Source organism: Cognataquiflexum nitidum, assembly GCF_022538055.1.
Classification (GTDB): Bacteria; Bacteroidota; Bacteroidia; order Cytophagales; family Cyclobacteriaceae; genus Cognataquiflexum; species Cognataquiflexum nitidum.
On the sequence record NZ_JAKZAM010000002.1, the window covers coordinates 158,112 to 180,873 of the forward strand.

The following is a 22,762-nucleotide window of genomic DNA, read 5'->3' on the forward strand; positions in this document are numbered from 1 at the left end:
TTTTTTTATTTTATGAGAATGAGCTCACTTTGTGGTTCCATCAGATACCTAGCCCCATCTTTGGTGATTACGGCGGTTTCTTCCACAGACATGGTTTTGGTTCCTATTTCTGGAAGTTTCCAAGCATGGAAACCATCGAAAGCGAAAAGCATACCTTCTTTTAAAGGCTTCATCGCGGCAGGCCTGACAGAAGGATCGGGAAGAAGTCCACCGCCGAGGTTTGGTCCGATGTCGTGTGCAACATAGCCTACGGGATGTCCTGTACTCCACATGACTGGTTCTGAACCGCGTTCTGCCATCCAATCTCTTTGCGCTTTATCCACCTGGTATCCTAAGACACCGGGTCTCATGGCTTCCAGAGCAATCCTGTTGCCTCCAATAGAAGATTCAAAATAAAACTGTACAGAATCCGGAGCTTTTGTTTCACCTTCTCTCAAAACATAGGCAAACCGCTGTATGTCTGATACCCACATATCATATACTCTGATGCCAAAATCCGTCTGGATAACATCACCCGGCATGATGACTTTATCAGTAGAATGGGAATGTCCACGGTCTGGTCCTGAATTGACATTTGGATTTTGGTCAGGTGACCATCCGTCTTTAACACCATATTCTTCCATTTTTTTCTTCAAAAATCTCGCAATATCAGCATCAGTGCTTTTTCCGGGAATGACACTGGCATATGCTTCATATTGCCATTTAGAAGTTAATATGGCTGCTTTGGTCATTATTTCAATTTCAGCAGGCAGTTTGACAGAAAGCCATTCATAGATCAGGTCATCAGCCGAAACCACCTTAGATGCATCGGTGCCAAGTGCTTCCTCCAATGATTTTCTCTGAGTAAAACTCAAGCCATCTGCCAACTCATTCTCAAAAGAACTATTGATGGCAATATTTTGAAATTGTTTTGTTTTGATATATTCAGAAGCATCCATGATGGCCGAATTTCCCCTTTGAACAGGAATCACCTCGTCATGAATTTTGAGATCGGCTAGTGCGGTTGCCTCCCCAATGGGACAAAAGACCACTGATTTGACATTTTCTCCCTCGAGATAAAATAAAAATAAAGCCTGCCCTCCTGCATTTTCTCCCCCAATGTGATGGGCGATCGGGTCATTGTTGTTTTCCCTGCAAAGAATGATCCAAGCATCGGCACCGGCGGTTTTCATTGCTTCAGGTAATAATTTTTGGATCCTTTCTTTTCGAATTTCGGGCCATGGACTGGGACCTGAAAATGGATTGTCAAAGGTTTGGGTTTTCTGTCCTTCCGGTTGGCAAGAAACCAAACAAATCAAAATAATGAACGCAAATGTTGAGGAAATAAAATTTATGGATTTACCTGTCTTCATTGAAATTTGGGATTTTAAATAAGGTCAGGAATTTAATCACACAAGGAGAAAATAAAAAGCCTTTTTTTATCGGGACACATTAAATTTATCAAATCAGGCTTTTTTTTTAACTTCTTCTTCTTGAACAAACCTTGATTTTGAAAGGATATCGATCGTGGTTTGGTTTTGTTGAAAAAAAAATAATTATCTTCGGATCGTAAAACTACAACTTTATGAAAAAATCAAACTTGTTCACTTTAGCTATTTTCTCTCTCACAACCTTGTTTTTTGCAGGTTGCGGAGCTGAAAAAAGCACCGAGACCACAGCAACAGAAGAAGTCGTCGCTGAAGAAAAACCTGCTTCGGAAGAGAGACCCAGTCCTTTGAGAACTTTGGAAGGAAATGTTGGGGCTTCAAAATTAATGATTCAATATGGTGCTCCCTCCATTAAAGGAAGGGTTGTTTGGGGAGATTTGGTACCCTACAATGAAGTCTGGAGAACAGGCGCCAATGAGGCTACTTATGTAGACTTTAGCTCTGATGTGATAGTAGAGGGACAACCTTTGAAAGCAGGAAGGTATTCTTTGTTTACCATTCCAAAGGCTTCCGGATCTTGGACTGTCATTTTCAATTCTGAATGGAATCTTGAGCATGGTCATTTCCAATATAAAGAAGAAAATGATGTGCTTCGTGTAGAATCAACGCCTGAATGGGTAGAAGAAAGCCAAGAACAATTAACTCTGGCCATTGAATCTCCGGGAATAGTTGTGAGATGGGAGAAGCTTAAACTTCCTATTGCAATACAATAACTTTGAATTCCCGTATTAGGCCCTGTCAATTTTTTGGCAGGGCCTTTTTTTAGATTTTTTTATTTTACTTTTTATATCACCATCAATTAATCCAAATATTGCTTTCTCAATTTTACTAATATGAAATACATTGGTTTTCTCCTAGTTTTCTTTGTCACTCTAGGATTGGGAATTACACTTTCTTATCAATTTGGGTCTGTTCCACCCGTTGGAAAGTTACTGGATCCTAACCATGGATTCTGGCAAAATTCTTACAGTGAAGATATGACTTTTGAGGAGGAGATTGATCTCCAAAACCTCAGCAACACGGTCAGTGTATTTTATGATGAAAATCTTATTCCTCACATTTTTGCTGAAGATGAAAAGGATTTGTACAGGGTTCAAGGTTATGTCACAGCCAAACACAGACTATGGCAAATGGAATTCCAAACGATGGCTGCCGCAGGAAGGATTTCAGAAATTGTCGGTCCTATGGCCATAGAATTGGATCGTATGACGCGAAGGAAAGGTCTGGCTTTTGCGGCTGAAACTTCCCTCCAATACATTCAAAAAGAACATCCCGACACCTATGAATTGGTCGAAGCCTACGCAGATGGGGTAAATCAATACATCGAAAGTTTGAGCGCTGCGGATTTGCCTATAGAATATAAAATTCTTGATTACAAACCGGAAACATGGAGCGTTTATAAATCAATGTTATTGCTAAAGTACATGGCTGACATGTTGGTAGGAGACAGGGATTTGGAATATACCAATCTCAGGAATCAGATAGGTCAAGAGATGTTGGATAAGCTATATCCTGATTTTCCTGAGGATAATGATCCAGTCATTGAGGCAGAGAGAATTTGGGATTTTGTGCCTCTGGAAGTTTCAAAACCTGAAGGTACAGGCTATCTTGAAGCAGATATTTTTGTAAACACCATGCCGCAACCTGTAGAGGGAATAGGCTCAAACAATTGGGCTGTATCCGGAGCCAAAACAAAAACTGGAAACCCGATTTTGGCCAATGACCCTCACTTGAGTCTTAACTTGCCTTCACTCTGGTACGTGATGCAACTTTCTACTTCTTCCCATAGCGTCAAAGGAGCGACATTACCGGGAGCCTTGGGTATCATTTCCGGCTTCAATCAGGACATAGCTTGGGGAGTTACCAATGCCACGCGGGATACAAGAGATTGGTACGCCATTCAATTTAAAGATGAAAGCAGGACAGAGTATCTTTATGATGAAGTTTGGGTAAAAAGCACTTTCCGCATAGAAGAAATTAAAGTCAAAGGCCAGGGTTCCTTCATGGATACTGTAGTCTATAGCCATTATGGTCCTGTGGTCTATGACAAAAACTTCAGATCTGACCGAAAGGATGTTAATTTTTCCTTGAAATGGACAGCCCATATGGCGTCAAATGAACAAAAAACCTTCCTTTTGCTCAATAAAGGGAAGAATCATGATGACTACATCAATGCATTGAACCATTATACTTCCCCTGCACAAAACTTTGTTTTTGCCTCAAAAGATGGTGATATCGCCATGAAAGTTCAGGGCAGATTTCCACTGAAATGGGAAGGTCAAGGAAAGTTTTTGATGGATGGGAAAACCCCGGATTTTGAATGGCAGGGTTTTATTCCCAACGAGCATAACCCTTCGACGCTGAATCCGGTTCGTGGATTTGTATCCTCAGCCAACCAACATTCAGTCGATCCCTCTTATCCGTACTATATGTTTGACCACAGTTTCGAACATTATCGTAACAGAAGATTGAACAGTATACTTGAGGAAATGAGTCAAATTACCACCAAAGATATGATGGCACTCCAATTTGATAATTTTCATCTTCATGCAGAGGAAGCACTACCCGTAATGCTGGGCTTATTGGATGCTACAGAAGTCAATCAGATGGATGATTTTGGTAAGAAATACCTGAGTCAGTTAAAGAAGTGGAATTTCAATGCCTTCCCAAATCAGGAAGCTCCGGCTTTATTTCAGGTATGGTGGGAAAAACTACATGATGGAATTTGGTCAAAGTGGAAAATTGAAGGCAGACCCATTGTGTTACCCAACAAATACCAAACAACCAAATTATTGTTGAATGAGCCTAAAAGTGAGATTTTTGATAATCCGGAAACTCCAGAGAAAGAAAATGCTAGCTCGCTGGTAAAGTCCTCTTTCTATGAAATGGTAGAGACAATAAAAAAAATAGAAGAAACTGAAAAAGATTATTCATGGGCAAATTTTAAAAAAACTTCTGTTTTGCATCTCGTTCCAAATTTCAAATCATTCAGCCATATTAATGTCTATACAGGTGGGGGTGCTGGGATTTTGAATGCTACAAGCGAGCGAAATGGAGCAAGTTGGAGGATGGTAGTTGAGATGGGAGAACAAGGAAGTGCTTTTGGTATTTATCCAGGTGGCCAATCCGGCAATCCGGGAAGTAAATACTACGATAACCTGCTAAAAAAGTGGGCTAATGGAGAATACATTGATGTTTCTTTAAAATTTGAGGATAGTTTCCCAAATCCTCTTTTCAAAACTGTATTTAAAAATTGATTTATGGAAAAATCGCTTTTGTTATTTGTTTTCGTTACCCTGTTGGTTTTGTTTGCCGGGCCTTACGCTCCTTATTGGATTTTGATGATAGTGGTAGCCACCGTTACTTTTTTAACAGGAGCGGGGAAGACAACTTCTTTTCTCAGCCCGGGACTTGCTTTTGGTTTATCATGGATGGCGATCTCTTTTTTCATTTCTATAAAAACGGATTCAGAGCTTCCAAAAAGAATGGCTAAACTGATGGGTTTGGCAAATGACAACCTCCTTTTGTTTGGAACTGCAATCTTGGGTTTTTTAATTGGAGCATTTAGTGGCTTGACAGGAACGATGCTAAGGAAGCTGTTAGAAAGGAAAGGTTGATTTTCATTTCAAAAAATGGAATTTTCTTTCACTTTAATTCATTATTAATTGTATTTTAAATCCAATTATTAGCGGGTCGGATTATACCAGTCAAAAAAACCAAAAATATTTTGCTTTTACTTCCTATACGAGTACTTTTGTTGCTCGTTTTGTGCATGTCACTTTTATGCTTGATTATTTAATTACGTCTAAAACCCGATTAAAACTTTTGGTAAAGTTTTTCAGCAATGCTGAAAATCAAGGGCATCTGCGAGGTCTTGCGGACGAATTTGGAGAATCAACCAACTCAATCAGGAAAGAGCTTAATCATTTATCAGAAGCTGGTTTTTTGGTTAAAGTAGCTGATAAAAATAGGATTGAATACCAAGCCAATACCCATCATCCTATGTTTTCAAATCTTCAGGATATTATAAGAAAATACTTGGGATTTGACCGTTTGTTGGAAGCAGTATTGGAAAGGATGGGAGAAGTCAATGAGGTTGTTTTGGTTGGGGATTATGCTCAAGGCATCGATTCAGGTACAATTGATGTTTTGATTAATGGAGAATCATTGAATGAAAATTATCTTGGGCATTTGAGTAATAGAATTGAAGAATTGATAGACCGAAAAGTACGGTTCATTGTCAATAAAAATTTTGCTCAGAAAGATGCCCTAGTTTTATTTAAAAAGTGAAAAGTTAAACTTTTCACTTTGCTTATTAAATTTATTTTGGAAGTGCATAAAATGTGACTGAAAGGGCGAAGCTGTGTCAAGTGAGTGAAGTAAAATGATTTATTTTCTAAATAATATAAGACTTTGGTTTAATTTTCGGAATGAGCATTTCAAAAAATCAATTATCATTTTAGTATAGGAATAAAAAATCCTTTGTTATTATCTTCAAAGGCAAAAATTTTAAAAATGAATAAAAAAATAATTAATCAAATCTTGGTTGTAAAGTTGTTTTTTACCGGACTTTTGTTTGTGCTATCTACAGTAGTCCTGTATGGCCAATCGATTTCGGATATTCAAAACATCAAGGTTGATAACCTATCGGATGCCCAATTAGAGCAGCTGATTAAAAGGGCTGAATCCTCAGGAATGACCGAACAGCAGCTTGAAGCAATGGCGAGAGAGCGTGGAATGCCTGCTACTGAGGTAGCGAAACTAAGGCAAAGAATCAATCAGATAAGAAATAAAGGCAGTGTAACTTCCACTTCCCCTTCTCAAAACACCACGGAAAGAGAATGGATTAAGACAGAGGAATCTTTTTTTGTTGAAGAAATTGAATTTACTGAGGAAGAGAAAAAAATATTTGGTTTTTCTTTGTTCAGAAATAACAGCCTTACTTTCTCTCCGAATTTAAATATTCCTACGCCACAGAATTATATTTTGGGATCAGGAGATCAAATTTTGGTTGATGTTTATGGTGCATCCCAGTTTGAATATGATTTGAAAGTCAACAATGAGGGTTTGGTTTTTATCCCAAATGTCGGTCCTATAAATGTTGCAGGATTGACCGTTGAAGCAGCAACCGCAAGGTTGAAGAATTCCTTAGCAAATATTTATTCAGGCTTAAGAGGCACTTCTCCAAATACTTTTATGCAGCTTAGGGTTGGGAACATCAGGTCAATCCAAGTTTCAATAGTCGGAGAGGTGTTTACTCCAGGGAATTACACACTTTCATCCTTTGCGAGTGTTTTTAATGCCATTTATGCCTCAGGAGGAATAAAAAAAGAAGGTTCATTTAGGAATATTCGAGTTTATAGAAACAGCAAAATGGTTGCGAATATGGATATTTACGACTTTTTGGTAAATGGCAATCAATCTGCAAATGTTAGACTGGAAGATAATGACGTGATCATGGTTCCCCCGTTCGACAAAAGAGTTGAAATTACAGGGCCTGTTCAAAGACCCGGATTATTTGAAATGAAAAGTGATGAAAACCTTCAAGTCCTTATCAAGTTTGCCGGGGGCTTTTCTACCACAGCTTACCAAAATGTGGCAACAGTTTTCAGAACAACAGAAAAAGAATTTAAAGTTGAAAACATCGATAGTCAAAATTTTGGAAATTTCATTCCTAAAGGTGGAGACAATTTTGTTTTCGGGGAGCTTTTGGAAAGATATGAAAACAGAATTCAGGTATCCGGTGCACTTTTGAGACCGGGCACATTTGCTTTGGAGGAAGGCATGGGAATCAACGACCTGATCAAAAGAGCTGGAGGATTGAGGGATGATTCATTTATGAATCGTGCTGCTTTATATAGAACGAGGCCTGACTTTTCATTAGAGGTGGTTTCCCTAAATATTGGTGCTATCGTTAACGGAACTGAGGAGGATATTTTCCTTCAAAGGGAGGATGTTTTGTATATTCCAAGTATCTATGACCTAAAGGAAGAGTATTATGTTATAATCAGCGGGGAGGTCAACAGACCCGGTGCATTTGCTTTTGGTGAAAACATGAAGGTTGCCGATTTGGTACTTAGAGCAGGAGGTTTTAAGGAATCAGCTACATCTTCTCAAATAGAAATTGCCCGTAGGGTCAAGGATGACGTCAGCGGTAAGTTGGCCGAAATAATCCATATAAATGTAGATAAAGACCTGAAATTATCCGGGGATAATGCAGGTTTGACTTTGACTCCATTTGACCATGTAATTGTCCGGAGGAGCCCTGGATTTCAAAGGGGAAGATTAGTAAGAGTTGAAGGAGAAGTTTTTTTTCCTGGGGAATATGCAATAGCACATGCCAATGAAAAGATTTCAGATTTATTAAATAGATCGGGTGGTTTGACCCAATTTGCTTATCCAAAAGGAGCAACGCTTATTCGTAGGAATGAATTTTTTGCAGGTCCAAGCGACAATCAGATAAAATCCCAAAATCTGACAGAAGTGAAGCAAAATCTTCAAAGGATCAGGAGAGACACTTCTGAGGCGGAAAAAATTCTTCTATCAAGAATTGATCAAAAAATTTCGGAGAAGGGCGGTGATTTATCAAATAAGCAGGGAGGTTTGTTGATTGATGATTTTAGAAAGGAGACAATAGAATCCTTGATTTCTGAAAATGATACCTTGAATAGGGATATCGTAAAAACGCAAGACATGATTGGAATTAATCTCCTAGCAATTTTATCAAATCCGGGAAGTGAATATGATTTGATTATTCAAGAAGGAGATATTTTAAGTATTCCCAAGCAGTTGCAAACAGTAAGGATGAGAGGTGAGGTTCTTTTTCCTACAACGGCCCGGTATAGGGAAAATGGTAGATTTAAAACATATATCTCCAGAGCAGGTGGATTTACAGACAAATCAAGGAAAAAACGATCTTATGTTGTTTATGCCAATGGGGATGTGAAAAGAACCTCCAACTTTTTGTTTTTCAAAGTCTATCCAAAAGTTGAACCGGGTTCAGAAATCATAGTTCCATCAAAGAGAGACAAAGAGCCTATGTCTATTCAAGGGTGGTTAGCCATTTCTACAACACTTACCACGATTATACTTTTAATCAATAATTTGAATCGGTAAATAGCTTTAAGGGATAGGAAATACTTTAAAAAATATGGAAATACGCTTCTTTGGCAGTAACCCTATATTCTTCTTTAGTGGGGACGGAATTCCGATAGCTATCGGAAAGAAGTCAGAAGACCCTCGCCTGCCCTCGGGCAGGGATGTGCTGGATATTTTTAGTCCACAGACAAGAATTTAAATGGATATCCAATCTACTGGCATAATTGTGTACATACATCTTAAAAAAAATAATGGAATCAAATAAAAAAAGCCCCCTCAATCAAACAACAGATGAAATTGATTTGTTGGAGTTGGGCAAAATCCTGTGGGTAAGTAAGAAGACAATCGTTTTTATCACGTCTTGTTGTGTCGTCCTAGGGGTTTTGGTTGCTATTTTATTGAAAAATGAATTTACCGCTGGTTCAACATTTGTTCCCCAAACGTCCGAACCAAGTAAAGTAGGAGGAAGCCTTGGAGGTTTGGCTTCTCTTGCGGGTATAAATTTGAGTGGAATGGGTGGAGGTAGTGAAATCCCACCGACATTGTATCCGAAAATCGTGACATCTGTTCCTTTTCGAAAATCATTGTTAGATGCAGAAATCTATCTTCTTGGAGAAAATCAGCCGATCACTTATCAATATTATTACGATAGTGTATTTGATCCCGACGTTTTGACATTAATTGGTAAATACACAATTGGTTTGCCAGGATTGTTGTTAAAATCATTTAAAGGATCCAATAAAAATAAATCCGAAAATGACCTTGGATTGATCAATGTTTCTGAAAATGAATTTGAACATTTCAAAAGACTCGATGAACAGGTTGCTATTCAATATAACGAAAAAGAGGGGTTTGTTACTTTATCATTTTCTATGCCTGAACCAATGATGGCTGCACAAATGGCAAAATTTGCTGAAGAATTGCTTCAAAAAGAAGTAATTGAATTCAAAATTCAAAATGCCAGAGAGCAATTGAAATTCACATCAGAAAGGTTTGAAGAGAAGAAAACTGAATTTGAAGAAATCCAAAATAAATTGGCCAATTTTAGAGATAGGAACCAAAATCTTTCATCTGCTATGCTTTTAAATCAATTACAAAAACTTGAAGCGGAATATAATTTTGCGTTTAATGTGTATACCGAATTGGCAAAACAATTGGAGCAAGCAAAGCTCCAAGTTAGTAAAGACACACCGATTTTTTCCATTATTCAACCGGTTACCATACCCATTGAGAAGTCTGCACCAAAAAGACCCTTAATTGTAGTAGTTTCCTTTATAATAGGTATTATTTTCTCTTTGGGATTTGTATTTGGAAAAGAATATTTTTATTCATTTAAAGAAAGTTGGAATAAAAATTAAAAATAAGACTGCGTCATATGTTATTCTTAAAATTAATTTTTTTTAAAATACATAAAAAAGTATTTCAAATATTTTTATTTGTATTTTAAATTATTTTAATTTGCGTCTGTAAATAATTAAATCTATCTCGGTAGAATTATCTTAAAACAAACCCGAAAAAAAGGGCAAGTATAATTCAATAATTTATTAATCATAAAATTTTTAAAAAATGAAAATTACAGTAGTAGGTACAGGATACGTTGGTTTGGTATCCGGAGCGTGTTTTTCCGAAGTAGGCATTGAAGTTGTCTGCGTGGATATCGATCAAAAAAAGATCGACAATCTTAAAAACGGCATCATGCCGATTTATGAACCTGGTCTTGAGGAAATCGTTAAAAGAAATTTTGCAAGTAAAAGGTTACAATTTTCCACCAATCTTGGTGAAGCAATCCAAGGTTCGCAGGTTGCATTTATCGCCGTAGGAACACCTCCGGGAGAGGATGGTTCAGCAGATTTGAAATATGTATTGGCAGTAGCTGATGAAATAGGTCGTACCATGACCGACTACATTGTGGTGGCTACAAAAAGTACAGTCCCCGTGACAACAGGTGAAAAAGTTAGAGCAGCGATTAAAGGAGCTTTGGAATCAAGGGGAGTTGATATTCCTTTTGCAGTAGCTTCTAATCCTGAATTCCTAAAAGAGGGAGCTGCTGTGGATGATTTCATGAAACCTGACAGGATTGTAATTGGTGTGGAAGATGAAAGGGCAGAGGAAATTATGAAAAGGCTGTACAAACCTTTTCAATTGAACGGAGATAGAATTATCTACATGGATATTCCATCTGCGGAAATGACAAAATATGCGGCTAATGCTATGTTAGCAACCAAAATTTCATTTATGAATGACATAGCAAATCTATGTGAGTTGGTAGGTGCCAATGCTAATATGGTTCGTAAAGGGATAGGTTCAGATCCAAGGATTGGAACTAGATTTATCTACCCGGGTGTTGGCTATGGGGGATCTTGTTTTCCAAAAGATGTAAAAGCAATTGTCAAAACAGGTAAGAAATACGGATATGATCTTCGGGTTCTTCAAGCTGTTGAAGATGTAAATGATGACCAAAAGCACGTCTTGGTAAAAAAGGTAAAGAAGCATTTTGGAGATGACCTTAGCGGAAAAACATTTGCGATATGGGGCTTGAGTTTCAAACCTAACACAGATGATATGAGGGAATCACCTTCAATTGTTATCATTGATGAGCTTTTGGCAGCAGGGGCAAAGGTCAAAGCCTACGACCCAATCGCAATGAAAGAAGCACAGCATATCTACATTGGAGATAAAATCACCTATGCAAAAGATTCCTACGATGCTTTGGTGGATTCAGATGCATTATTGTTGGTGACAGAATGGTCAGAATTTAGGATTCCAAGTTGGTCTGCTGTTGGCAAATTACTTCACAACAAAGTGGTTTTTGACGGAAGAAATATTTATGATAGAGAATACCTTGAGGAGCTTGGATTTACATTGTACGGTATAGGTGTATAACTCTTGAGCGTTTCTAGTATCTCATACTAGAAACGCTTTTTTATTTTAATGCTATTTTTGAAAACCTCCCTAAACATGGTCCTTTAATTGGATTGATTTTCAGTTAGTTTTTTGTTTTAAAAGTTTACAAATTCTTAATTATCAAAAATATAATGATAAAACCATTATCAGAATCAAAAATCGCGATTTTTGGGCTTGGCTATGTAGGGCTTCCCCTTGCGACTGCTTTTGCAGAAAAATTTCAAACTGTAGGATTTGATATTGACTTAAAAAGAGTTCAAGAACTTCAAAATGGTCATGATCGGACTTTGGAAATTGAAGATCACGAGCTAAATAATGTACTTGTGGGATCTCAGGAAGGTCTGAATTCTAATAGAAAAGGACTCTTGGTTACTAGTGAGATATCATCGGTTACAAACTGTAATATATTTATTGTCACCGTACCAACACCTACGGATAAACATAACAGACCTGTCTTGACTCCAATGCTCAGGGCATCTGAAATGATTGGGAAAATATTGAAAGAAGGAGATATAGTGATTTATGAATCTACGGTTTATCCCGGTGTAACTGAAGATGAATGTGTACCAGTTTTAGAAAAATCTTCAGGGTTAAAGTTTAATTTGGATTTTTTCGCAGGGTATTCTCCTGAACGAATCAATCCGGGAGATAAGCAACATACAGTTACCAAGATTTTGAAAGTCACTTCTGGAAGCACTCCTGAAATCGCGGATTTTATAGACGAATTATACAAATCCGTAATTGTTGCGGGGACACACAAAGCCTCCTCCATAAAAGTCGCTGAGGCGGCTAAAGTTATAGAGAATTCCCAAAGGGATATCAATATTGCTTTTGTAAATGAATTGTCCAAAATCTTTAATTTATTGGAAATAGATACCCATGAAGTTTTGGCTGCAGCAGGTACAAAATGGAATTTCCTTCCCTTCAAACCGGGATTGGTAGGCGGACATTGTATAGGGGTTGATCCTTTTTATCTTGCCCAAAAAGCGCAGGAAGTAGGTTATCATCCTGAAATTATCCTAGCAGGAAGAAGACTAAATGACTCCATGGGTAAGCATGTCGCCACAGAAGTGATCAAATTGATGATGAGAAAAAATCTCAAAGTCATTGATTCTAAAGTCCTGATTCTCGGCTTTACTTTCAAAGAAGACTGTCCTGACGTCAGAAATACCCGGGTAATTGACATTTACAATGAGTTGAAATCTTTTGACATGGACGTAGATGTTTTTGATCCATGGGCAGATCCAAAAGAAGTCCTTCATGAATATGGAATTCATATTTTCAGTCAAGCAAGTAAGCCTAGCCTAAGGGATTATTCCGCCATTATTTTAGCAGTGGCCCACAAGGAGTTTGTTTCCCTTGATATTCAAAAATCTAATAATCAAGTTGTCTACGATGTCAAAGGGATTCTTGACAAATCAAAAGTGGATGCAAGACTGTAATATAATCTGTTTATGAAGGATTCGAGAATAATTCAAAACAAAAAAGTACTTGTAACAGGTGGAGGCGGATTTATAGGCTCCAATCTTGTTGACGCCTTATTGGATCAAGGAAATGAAGTTGTTTGCTTGGATAATTTTTCCACAGGAAAAAGAGAGAATCTTCAAGTTGCTTTACAGAATGGAAAATTCAAATTGATAGAAGGTGACATTAGAAATTTTGAGGATTGTGCCTTAGCTGTAGAAGGTTGCGATTATGTATTGCATCAGGCAGCATTAGGCTCTGTTCCTAGATCAATTGCTGATCCGATGACTACTACAGATGTCAACATCGGAGGGTTTGTAAAAATGCTTTTTGCCGCGAAGGAGGCAGGGGTAAAGAGATTTGTGTATGCGGCAAGTTCATCTACATATGGAGATCATGCTGCACTACCCAAAGTAGAACACGTGATCGGTAATGCTTTGTCTCCCTATGCTATCACAAAATATGTGGACGAACTATTCGCCAAAAACTTTTCTGATATTTATGGAATTGAAACGGTTGGACTGAGATATTTTAATGTCTTTGGAAGAAGGCAAGACCCAAATGGTGCCTATGCGGCGGTGATTCCAAAATTTGTATCCGAGTTAATGGCACATAATAGTCCTGTTATAAATGGTGACGGAAGTTATTCAAGGGATTTTACCTACATAGACAATGTGATTCAGGCCAATCAGTTGGCAGCAATTATACCAACCGCTGAATTTAAAGAAAAGTTAAAAGTTTACTCCGAAGTCATAGGCATAAATTACAATCACGAAAGTACGATTTCAGAGGTTTTCAATGTTGCATTTGGAGAAAGAACCTCGTTGAAAGAACTGGTTGAAATATTAAAAGAAACATTGTCGAAATTTGATTCGGGCATTCATAAAGTGGAAATTTTATATGGTCCTAATAGAGGTGGTGATATTCCTCACTCGTTAGCGTCAATAGAAAAAGCTTTGAATATTCTTGAATACTCACCCAAATTTAATATTCAAAGTGGTTTAAATGAGGCCATTGTATGGTATTGGAAAAATCTAAAATAATTGAATTAATTGTTTTTAAATCAGGTAGTTAAAAAATCAATTCTAATCTAGATTTTCGTTCAATTTTTTTTAGGGAGAAAAAAACCAAACTATATTGGTTTCAGGTATTTAACCTTATTTTGTTCAATATATTTCTATTCTGAGTTATGTGGTCTTTGTTTTGGTTGACCTTCTTAAAAAAAAAATCCGATGACTGTCTAAATTGGAAATGTTCCCCAAGGTTATCAAACAACAGATGAAATTATAATCCTAAAAGCTTAATATTTTTTGGTTTCTCTTTTGAGGAAGAGACCCCTCATCTTGGAAATATGCATATAGGAGATTATCATTTGGAGTTGAAATGATTTGATATGGAGGTAGATTTTTATGGCCCATAAGCAGATCCTATGAAGGTAGAGCAGGAATATTATAAGCAAGTTATAAATAGGTGCAGAAAACCAAGTTTACATGAGTTTTCTAGCAAGATTTTGGCTTTAGCTTTTAAAGAATTAATGGAGCGGAAAATTCAAAAGTTACATCACAATTGGACTTTGATTGGAAGTCTTTTTTCCCAAAAGAATCTATTGATGCAAGAATTTAAATTAAAGCATGATTGATCGATTCTTTGAGAGATTTCGTGGAAAACATTCGAGAAGTGTTGCATATTTACTTGTACTTAATGGAGTAGGGATAATTGTTAACCTACTTTTAGTCCCTCTTCTGATAGAAGTACTCGATTCAGAGAGGTATGGAGTTTGGTTGACTGTCACAACTCTAATATTATGGATGAACTTCCTAGACGTTGGTTTGGGACATGGCTTACGAAACAAGTTGGCGGAGTCATTGGCGGCTGGAAATAAGGAAATGGCCGTTTCTCTGACCAGTACAGCCTATTTTTCCATATTAGTTTTGGTTTTCATTTTTTGCATTGTTGCAATTACTATAGTACCCCACATTTCGTGGACTGCGTTTTTGAATGCACCAAGCAGATTAGAAGAGGAGCTTAATAAGCTTGTTTTTTTTGTGATTTTAATTTTTTCGATTCAGTTTTTTTTTAAATTAATCACCTCTGTTTTTCAAGCAATTCAAAAACCTGAAGGAGCATCTTTAATCAATACTTTAGGATTAGTATTGGGTTTTCTTACAATTTGGTTTTCAATCAAAATTAATCTTGACCTCGAGTTGTGGGAATTGGGGATTATCATCACAATTTCCCCTTTAATTGTAATGATTGCTGCAAACATTGCAGTCTTCAGAAACAAATACTCCTTTTTAAGACCACGACTAAAGTTTTTTAATAAAGACCTTGTGAAGCCCTTGTTTTCTTTGGGAGGGAGTTTTTTTGTTGTGCAAATAACAGCTCTCTTGTTATTTCAATCAAATAATTTAATCATAGCGCATACTGTAGGGCCATCAGGAGTTACCGAATTCAATATCGCATTTAAATACCTAGGAGTTGTCAGTACAGTATTTTATTTAATAAATATGCCGTTTTGGTCAGCATCTACAGAGGCATTTGCGAAAAAAAACCATAAATGGGTAATGGAAACGATCAAAAAATTGAATAGGATTTGGGCTGGTTTTGTATTTGTAATTATTTTGTTAATTGTCTTAGGGCCTACAGTATATTCAATTTGGCTAGGTGGCAAGATCGAGTTTAACATTATACTAGCCTCCCTTTTATCTGTTTATTACTTACTTTACATGCAATGGTCTGTATATGGGAGCTTTATAAATGGCAGTGGTAAATTGAGAGTTCAAATGATTGCTACGCTTTTGGCTGCAATTATACATATACCTCTTGCCTATTTCCTCGGTAAAAGTTATGGAATTAATGGTGTAGTTATTTCAATGATATTTGTTGCTACAGCAAACGTAATTTGGCCTAGAATCCAAATAAGGAAATTGATTACAGAATCTGCATTAGGCATTTGGAACAAATGACAATTGAATCTCGATTTTTTGAATCCACCAATAGGAGGATGAATATTTTTATTCCATTGGTCATTGCGATTTCAATGTTTGCTAACACTCTGTTTTTTGTGGACACTCCATGGTTTTTAGTCTTGGCCTTTTTATTTTTGGGGTATAAGCATTTTGAGCAAAAATTTGGAAACAGCAGGGTGCTTATTGCTTTTCTTCTCTCATGGGCAATAATTAACTTAGTTGCCTTTGTCTACCATCGAACAGGTTTTAGTGTTATTACATTTTTTGGATATGCAATTAGAATGTCAATTGCTTTCTTTTTAGTCCATGCTTGGAAGAGTCAGTTTTGGAATAAATTTGAAAGTTTAATTTTTATAATGACTATCGTTTCTCTTGGTTTTTATTGTTTAAACCTTATTTTCCCACACCTGTTTAATCAAATTCATGTAATCTTTCAACCTTTCACAAACAATGTGTATTTGCAAAAAGATGCACAACTTTACTATTGGAATAACTTTTTTTACACACATTCTGGGAGGAATGATTTGCGAAATTCTGGTTTTATGTGGGAGCCTGGAGCATTTGCTATGTCATCCGTTTTAATGATTGTGTATAATTGGACAAAAGGTGGTATCAAATATTCCAAAAGATTTTGGGTTTATTCTTTAGCAATAGTAACAACGTTATCTACTGCAGGGTACATATCGTTGATGCTCTTAATCTTTTCCAATTCGTTGAAGAGGTTACAGGGTATAATATTTATTTTCCTTGCAATTACATTGGTTTTATTGAATCCTCAGGTCCTCTATAATGATTTCTTAATTCCAAAAATTGAACAGTTTATAAAAGAAGCTGAAGAAGATACAGTTTACAGCCAAGAATTTTCAGATCGATTTGAGGCAAATAGAATTGCATATTTTGGGATTAATTTTCTGAAATCGATGGATTATCCCTTCGGACATGGAGTTATTGAAGACAGGAGTTCTTCTGCTTCGTCTCTTAAGATCGTTGGAGTTGGGGGATTGGCCGAAGTTCTTTATAAATGGGGATTTGTCGGATTAATTGGGTTTTTATGGGTGATTTTCAAGCTTTTGATAATTTATCTCCCCATTAGCACAAAAAAGATTCAGCATATCTCAATTTTCGGAGCTATTATAATTCCTTTGTTCTCGAACCCAATTGAGAATACTTTGATAGGCTTCATGATTTTATTCTCCTTCTATTTACCTAATAGACATTTTAAATGAAAATTGGGGTTTTTTCATACTTTCCTTTGCCTGTAGGTCTAGCAGCTACCACAAGGATGATGGCATATTCGAGGGGAATGGTAAAATTGGGTGCTGAAGTTCATCTGATCACAATGTATCCCTACGAATCAGAACAATCAGGTAGTGTTGAATTGTACGGAATTAAGTTGTTTAAACTCAGTAAAAGAATAAGACCAAATAACCCTATCATTCGTATTTTAAACTTTCTGGAAGGATTTTTTTTTGCTATGAAAATGATAAGAAATGGAAACAAGAAGAAAAAGTTTGATGGAATAATCATTAGTAATGACAATGTTTTTGTTTTAGGTTTGACTACTGTCTTCTTAAAAACTCTTAAAATCCCTGTTTTTTTTATGTTTGATGAGTTTCCTATACCTATAAGGAAATACTTAAAAGAAAGAGTCGGTTTTCTAAAGGAATTTGGCTACAGGATTTCTTTGTTTAATGTATCAGGGTTGATTTCTATGACCGAAAAGCTCGGTGAGTTTTATGTTCGAATTTCAAAAAGGTCTATAGATAAACTTGTGCTAAGCACAATCACAGATCTTGATAGATTTCCTGTTAAGAAATCAGTAGAAAGAGAAAACTATATTTGCTATATGGGCAATATGGAATTGGCCAAAGATGATGTGTTGTTGATAATTGAAGCTTTTTTTATTCTTTTGAAACGCTATCCCCAATACACCTTAAGATTATATGGAAAGCCTTCGACTTCTGATCTTCAAAAAATTCTTTCAAAAATCAAGTATTTGGATTTAGATAATAATGTTGAAATCCTTTTCGCTGAGTTTAACCAAGTTCCGCATATTCTCCAATCTGCAAAAATCTTGGTTTCCGCCCAACCTAACACAACCCGAGCCTTGGGGGGCTTTCCAACTAAGCTTGGGGAATATCTGGCATCAGGGTCTCCTACTCTTACAACTGAAATTGGGGAAATTGGGAACTATGTGAAAGATGGATATCACCTTTATTTAGCAAAACCTAGCCAAGTTGAGGAATATGCTGGTAAACTTTGTAAAATAGTTGAAGAATATGATATAGCTTTGGAAGTGGCTCAGAATGGATGTCAATTAATCTTCGAAAAATATTCGCACATCCAAGCAGGTAATGAGATATTAAATTTTATCAAATTAGTAAATGGAAAAAATCGAGAATAAAACCCTCCTTATCACCGGTGGCACAGGATCCTTTGGCAACGCGGTACTAAACCGCTTTGTTGACAGTGACGAGTTCAGTGAAATCCGGATTTTCAGCCGAGATGAAAAGAAGCAAGATGACCTAAGAAAAAAGGTCAATAATCCAAAAGTCAAGTTCTATATCGGTGATGTGAGAGACCCAGGTAGTGTTGGTCAGGTTGTCAAAGGCGTGGATTATATTTTCCATGCAGCTGCACTAAAACAGGTTCCCTCCTGTGAGTTCTTTCCTTTGGAGGCAGTAAAGACTAATATTTTTGGGACGGACAATGTGCTTTCTGCGGCCGAGAGGTATGACGTGAAGAGGGTAGTGGTGCTAAGTACTGATAAGGCGGCTTACCCGATTAATGCGATGGGGATGTCAAAGGCCTTGATGGAGAAAGTGATGGTGGCTAAGTCGCGTAATCTGGATGACAACAGGTCTGTTTTTTGCGGTACGCGGTACGGGAATGTTATGGCATCGCGTGGTTCGGTGATCCCTTTGTTCATTGAGCAGATCAAGTCTGGCAATCCCTTGACTATCACTGACCCCAATATGACCCGGTTCATGATGACTCTTGAGGATGCAGTGGACTTGGTTCTGTTTGCATTTGAAAAAGGCAAACAAGGGGACCTTTTTGTGCAAAAATCTCCGGCGGCGACCATAGAGGTGTTGGCAAGAGCCTTGTTGGAGCTTTACAATGCATCTAATGAGATACGTGTCATTGGTACCCGCCATGGTGAGAAGTTGTATGAAACCTTGGTGAATCGAGAAGACATGGTCAAGGCGGTAGACCTTTCGGAATATTACCGAATCCCCGCAGATACAAGGGACCTTAACTATGCCCAATATTTCTCGGAAGGTGAACCCAACATGGCCAAGATAGAGGAATATCATTCGCACAATACCCACCGACTAGATGTGGAGGGTACGAAAAAACTTTTAATGAAGCTTCCTATCATTCGCCGAGATATTTTAGGTGAAACGGACCTTCCACAATACCCCGATTGATTGTATGGAAAAAAGGAAAAAGATCGGAATAACCGGGCAAAACGGTTTCGTAGGTACGCATCTTAAAAATACACTCAGACTGTTTTCTGAAGAATTCGAAACAATCGATTTCAGAAGAGAGTGGTTTGGGGATGAGGTTTATTTGGATTCCTTTGTTAAGCAATGCGATGTGGTCGTGCATCTCGCGGCTTTAAACCGGCACAACGATCCCCAAACAATTTACCAATCAAATGTTGACATGGTCCTTAAGTTGGTGGGGGCTTTCGAGCGGACGACTTCCACACCTCACGTGGTCATATCTTCCTCGACTCAGGAAGAAAAGGACAACATGTATGGCAAGTCCAAGAAGGAGGGTCGGGAATTATTGGAGAAATGGTCAAAGACATCGGGTGCATCATTTACGGGAATGGTAATCCCTAATGTTTTCGGGCCTTTCGGCCATCCTTTTTATAATTCAGTAGTTGCAACTTTTTGCTATCAGATATCTCGGGGAGAAACACCAAGACTGGATGTAGATGGGAACTTGAAGCTGATTTATGTCACCGAACTTGTAGCCGAAATATTGAAAGCAATCAGGCAACAGACAAATGACCCGGCCTATCTTGTGGACCATACTGCTGAGGCAACGGTCTCCGAAATATTGGGGATTTTGAACAGATTCAAGTCGGAGTATCATGACAAGGGTAACATTCCTATATTGAAAAATACCTTCGAATTCAATCTTTTCAATACTTATAGGTGTTTCATGGATCTGGAAAATTATTTTCCGAGAAAATTCAAGAAAAACAGTGATCCAAGGGGCACATTCGTAGAGTTAGCTAGGCTCGGAATAGGTGGACAAGTTTCATTTTCGACAACTGTTCCTGGGATTACAAGAGGGAATCACTTCCATACTAGAAAGATTGAGCGCTTCGCCGTCATTAAAGGAAAGGCCCTTATTCAGTTGAGAAGGGTGGACACCAACACCATACTCGATTTTTTCCTTGATGGAGAGGAGCCGGGATACGTAGATATGCCGGTCTGGTACACGCACAATATCAAAAACATTGGTGAGGAGGAATTGATTACTGTTTTTTGGATCAACGAACCCTATGATCCCAATGATCCCGACACTTACTTTGTCAATGTATAATACCTAAATATTCAATTCAAAAAGAAACCATGAAGAAACTCAAAGTTATGACCGTTGTAGGTACGCGTCCTGAGATCATTCGCCTTTCTAGGGTGATTTCTGCGCTTGATGCCTCACTTGCAGTGGAGCATATCCTTGTGCATACAGGCCAAAACTACGATTACGAGCTTAACCAGATTTTTTTCGACGAACTTCAGATCCGTATGCCTGATCACTTTTTGGACGCGGCAGGGCAAACCGCTACCGAGACGGTAGGGAATATCCTAATCAAGATAGACCCTTTATTGGCGGATATCCGACCCGATGCGTTTTTGGTTTTGGGAGACACGAATAGTTGCCTTTGTGCCATTCCTGCAAAAAAACGGCATATCCCAATTTTCCATATGGAGGCGGGAAATCGCTGTTTTGACCAGCGAGTGCCGGAAGAGACAAACAGGAAGATAGTTGACCATATCTCAGATATCAACCTTACTTACAGCGATATTGCAAGGGAGTATCTCCTACGTGAAGGTTTGCAGGCGGATCGGGTTATCAAAACAGGATCACCGATGTTTGAAGTTCTTCACCACTATTTGAATAGAATCAAGAAATCGGACGTGCTCCGAAAGCTCAGTTTGGTAAAAGGTGAGTTTTTTGTGGTTTCTTCCCATCGCGAGGAAAACATTAACAATGAAAGAAATTTCTTAGGTCTTATAGAAAGCCTAAACCACTTAGCCGAACAGTATGGTTTCCCTGTAATCGTAAGCACCCACCCTCGTACACGCAAAATGATTGAAGCGAAGCAGGTCAGGGTTCATCCTAAGATCCAGTTGCTGAAGCCACTTGGGTTTATAGACTATAACGCCCTACAGATGAATTCATTTGCGGTGCTTTCTGACAGTGGAACTATTTCTGAGGAATCATCGATACTCAACTTCAGGGCCCTCAACATCAGAGAGGCACATGAGCGGCCTGAGGCAATGGAAGAGGCAGCAGTGATGATGGTTGGGATGAATACAGAACGTATCATCCAAGGGATTGCACAGCTTGCTACACAGGAGGTGGGAAAAGAAAGGAACTTTAGGTTAGTGTCCGATTACAGCATGCCCAACGTCTCCGAGAAAGTGGTGAGGATTATTATTTCTTATGTAGATTATGTGGACAGTAAAATATGGGGGAAACAAAACTGAGGATCCTTTATGTGCATAGAGGTGTAGAAGGATCAGATGGGTGGGGACGTTCATTCTTTCTTGCGTCAGGTCTTTCCAAACTAGGTCATGAGGTAACCTTCATGACTATCAAGAAAGGTAGTGGATTAACTATTGAAAAAAAGCTTCTTGAGGGCGTCCATGTAGTCAGTTTCCCTGAATTTATGCCCAATAAGCTGAGGGGATCCGGATTTGGACTTTTTTCATTGATACTTAAGATACCATTTTCTATTTGGAATAAATTTGATCTTGTTATTTCAGATTGTGGCCACAGGCCTTCAGCACTCCCGGCTTTTTTAAATCAATATTTGAGAGGTGCAAACCATTTGTCGGAATGGTGGGATTTGTTTGGGGAAGGAGGGTATTACAAAGAGAAACCTTTCTATTTTCGATTATTCTACGGAAAACTCGAAAAGTGGTTTGAAGTGAAAAGTAAAAGAATGGTAGACGGCGTAATTGTACTTTCAAGTTGGATGTATAATTGGGCAAAGAAAAATGGTATTAAAAATATTGCTATCATTAGAGGTGGAGCCCTTACATCCACGCTTAAATACTCTCCACCAATCAAAAAGTCAAAAGTAGACAAATTAATTGTAGCCTATTTGGGAATGGCTGATACTGAATTGGATTTTATTAGACCAGCTTTTGAGGCATTTTCAGATCCAAATATCAAGCAAAAGGTTGAGTTGTGGGGATTTGGAAAACCTGTTTCGAGGCAAAAAATAAATGAATATAAAATAAATGATATTTTAGTTGAAAAAGGTTGGCTTGACTACTTGAACGATGTTAGTGCTATTTCAGAAGTTGATGTTTTTTTAATGGTCAGAAAAGTTAATCAAAATGCTTTAGCTGGATGGCCAAATAAACTAGGAGATTATCTAGCACTAGGTCGGCCGGTGCTCATTCATCCGTACGGTGATTTGAATGACTTCGTTGCCAAAAATCAAGAAGGATTCATTTTGGTGGATTTCGAAAAGAAGAGCATAGTAAACGCTCTACAAGACATTTTGAATGAGAAGTATGATTTGGAAGCTATGGGGAAAAAGAACAGAATTCTTGCGGAATCAATCTCTTGGGAGAAGAAAAGCAAAGAAATAATTATGTTCTATGATCAAATACAGAAATCAAAAAAGAAATCTTCGTAAAAATT

The 22,762-nt window shown here is 37.8% G+C and carries 18 protein-coding genes; 17 read left to right on the forward strand and 1 reads right to left on the reverse strand.

Going from position 1 to position 22,762, the window contains the following annotated elements; all coding sequences use genetic code 11:
* Nucleotides 1-5 precede the first annotated feature (5 nt).
* Nucleotides 6-1,352, reverse strand: a complete 1,347-nt coding sequence (locus MMU07_RS01895) for a M24 family metallopeptidase (protein ID WP_241124137.1) — start codon at nt 1,350-1,352, stop codon at nt 6-8.
* 212 nt (nt 1,353-1,564) lie between these two features.
* On the opposite strand from MMU07_RS01895, the gene MMU07_RS01900 reads away from it, so the two are divergent.
* From MMU07_RS01900 to MMU07_RS01980, 17 genes are all read left to right on the forward strand, one after another.
* A complete protein-coding gene (locus MMU07_RS01900; RefSeq protein WP_241124138.1) occupies nt 1,565-2,140 on the forward strand; it encodes a DUF2911 domain-containing protein in 576 nt (191 codons plus the stop codon).
* A 120-nt stretch (nt 2,141-2,260) separates the two neighbouring features.
* The gene (locus MMU07_RS01905; protein ID WP_241124139.1) at nt 2,261-4,684 is read left to right on the forward strand and encodes a penicillin acylase family protein; all 2,424 of its coding nucleotides are present in this window, start codon (nt 2,261-2,263) and stop codon (nt 4,682-4,684) included.
* Nucleotides 4,685-4,687: 3 nt separating this feature from the next.
* Nucleotides 4,688-5,044 (forward strand): hypothetical protein, encoded by a 357-nt coding sequence (locus MMU07_RS01910; RefSeq protein ID WP_241124140.1) that lies wholly within the window; start codon nt 4,688-4,690, stop codon nt 5,042-5,044.
* Nucleotides 5,045-5,210: 166 nt separating this feature from the next.
* Nucleotides 5,211-5,717, forward strand: a complete 507-nt coding sequence (locus MMU07_RS01915; RefSeq protein ID WP_241124141.1) for an ArsR family transcriptional regulator — start codon at nt 5,211-5,213, stop codon at nt 5,715-5,717.
* Between the two features lie 225 nt (nt 5,718-5,942).
* Entirely contained in the window at nt 5,943-8,543 is a 2,601-nt protein-coding gene (locus tag MMU07_RS01920; RefSeq protein WP_241124142.1) for an SLBB domain-containing protein, read from the forward strand.
* A 34-nt stretch (nt 8,544-8,577) separates the two neighbouring features.
* A complete protein-coding gene (locus MMU07_RS01925; protein ID WP_241124143.1) occupies nt 8,578-8,724 on the forward strand; it encodes a hypothetical protein in 147 nt (48 codons plus the stop codon).
* A 52-nt stretch (nt 8,725-8,776) separates the two neighbouring features.
* A complete protein-coding gene (locus MMU07_RS01930; RefSeq protein ID WP_241124144.1) occupies nt 8,777-9,883 on the forward strand; it encodes a GNVR domain-containing protein in 1,107 nt (368 codons plus the stop codon).
* A 208-nt stretch (nt 9,884-10,091) separates the two neighbouring features.
* A complete protein-coding gene (locus MMU07_RS01935) occupies nt 10,092-11,408 on the forward strand; it encodes a UDP-glucose dehydrogenase family protein (RefSeq protein WP_241124145.1) in 1,317 nt (438 codons plus the stop codon).
* 152 nt (nt 11,409-11,560) lie between these two features.
* Complete coding sequence (locus tag MMU07_RS01940; RefSeq protein ID WP_255737161.1) at nt 11,561-12,871, forward strand: nucleotide sugar dehydrogenase; 1,311 nt, start codon at nt 11,561-11,563, stop codon at nt 12,869-12,871.
* A 12-nt stretch (nt 12,872-12,883) separates the two neighbouring features.
* Nucleotides 12,884-13,936 carry an SDR family oxidoreductase gene (locus MMU07_RS01945; RefSeq protein ID WP_241124146.1) on the forward strand — a complete coding sequence of 351 codons (1,053 nt, stop codon included), beginning with the start codon at nt 12,884-12,886 and terminating at the stop codon, nt 13,934-13,936.
* A 588-nt stretch (nt 13,937-14,524) separates the two neighbouring features.
* Complete coding sequence (locus MMU07_RS01950; RefSeq protein WP_241124147.1) at nt 14,525-15,859, forward strand: lipopolysaccharide biosynthesis protein; 1,335 nt, start codon at nt 14,525-14,527, stop codon at nt 15,857-15,859.
* A 38-nt stretch (nt 15,860-15,897) separates the two neighbouring features.
* Complete coding sequence (locus tag MMU07_RS01955) at nt 15,898-17,088, forward strand: hypothetical protein (RefSeq protein WP_241124148.1); 1,191 nt, start codon at nt 15,898-15,900, stop codon at nt 17,086-17,088.
* Nucleotides 17,085-18,266, forward strand: a complete 1,182-nt coding sequence (locus MMU07_RS01960; RefSeq protein ID WP_241124149.1) for a glycosyltransferase family 4 protein — start codon at nt 17,085-17,087, stop codon at nt 18,264-18,266. Before MMU07_RS01955 ends, MMU07_RS01960 begins: the two co-directional genes overlap by 4 nt.
* Nucleotides 18,247-19,293, forward strand: a complete 1,047-nt coding sequence (locus tag MMU07_RS01965; protein WP_241124150.1) for a polysaccharide biosynthesis protein — start codon at nt 18,247-18,249, stop codon at nt 19,291-19,293. The genes MMU07_RS01960 and MMU07_RS01965 overlap by 20 nt, the downstream gene beginning before the upstream one ends.
* A gap of 4 nt (nt 19,294-19,297) precedes the next feature.
* Nucleotides 19,298-20,425: a polysaccharide biosynthesis C-terminal domain-containing protein gene (locus tag MMU07_RS01970; protein WP_241124151.1), complete on the forward strand. Its 1,128-nt coding sequence runs from the start codon at nt 19,298-19,300 to the stop codon at nt 20,423-20,425.
* A gap of 29 nt (nt 20,426-20,454) precedes the next feature.
* The gene (gene wecB / locus MMU07_RS01975) at nt 20,455-21,594 is read left to right on the forward strand and encodes a non-hydrolyzing UDP-N-acetylglucosamine 2-epimerase (RefSeq protein ID WP_241124152.1); all 1,140 of its coding nucleotides are present in this window, start codon (nt 20,455-20,457) and stop codon (nt 21,592-21,594) included.
* On the forward strand, nt 21,576-22,757 hold the full coding sequence (locus MMU07_RS01980; protein WP_255737162.1) for a glycosyltransferase: 1,182 nt from the start codon (nt 21,576-21,578) through the stop codon (nt 22,755-22,757). The genes wecB and MMU07_RS01980 overlap by 19 nt, the downstream gene beginning before the upstream one ends.
* The last annotated feature ends 5 nt before the right edge of the window (nt 22,758-22,762 follow it).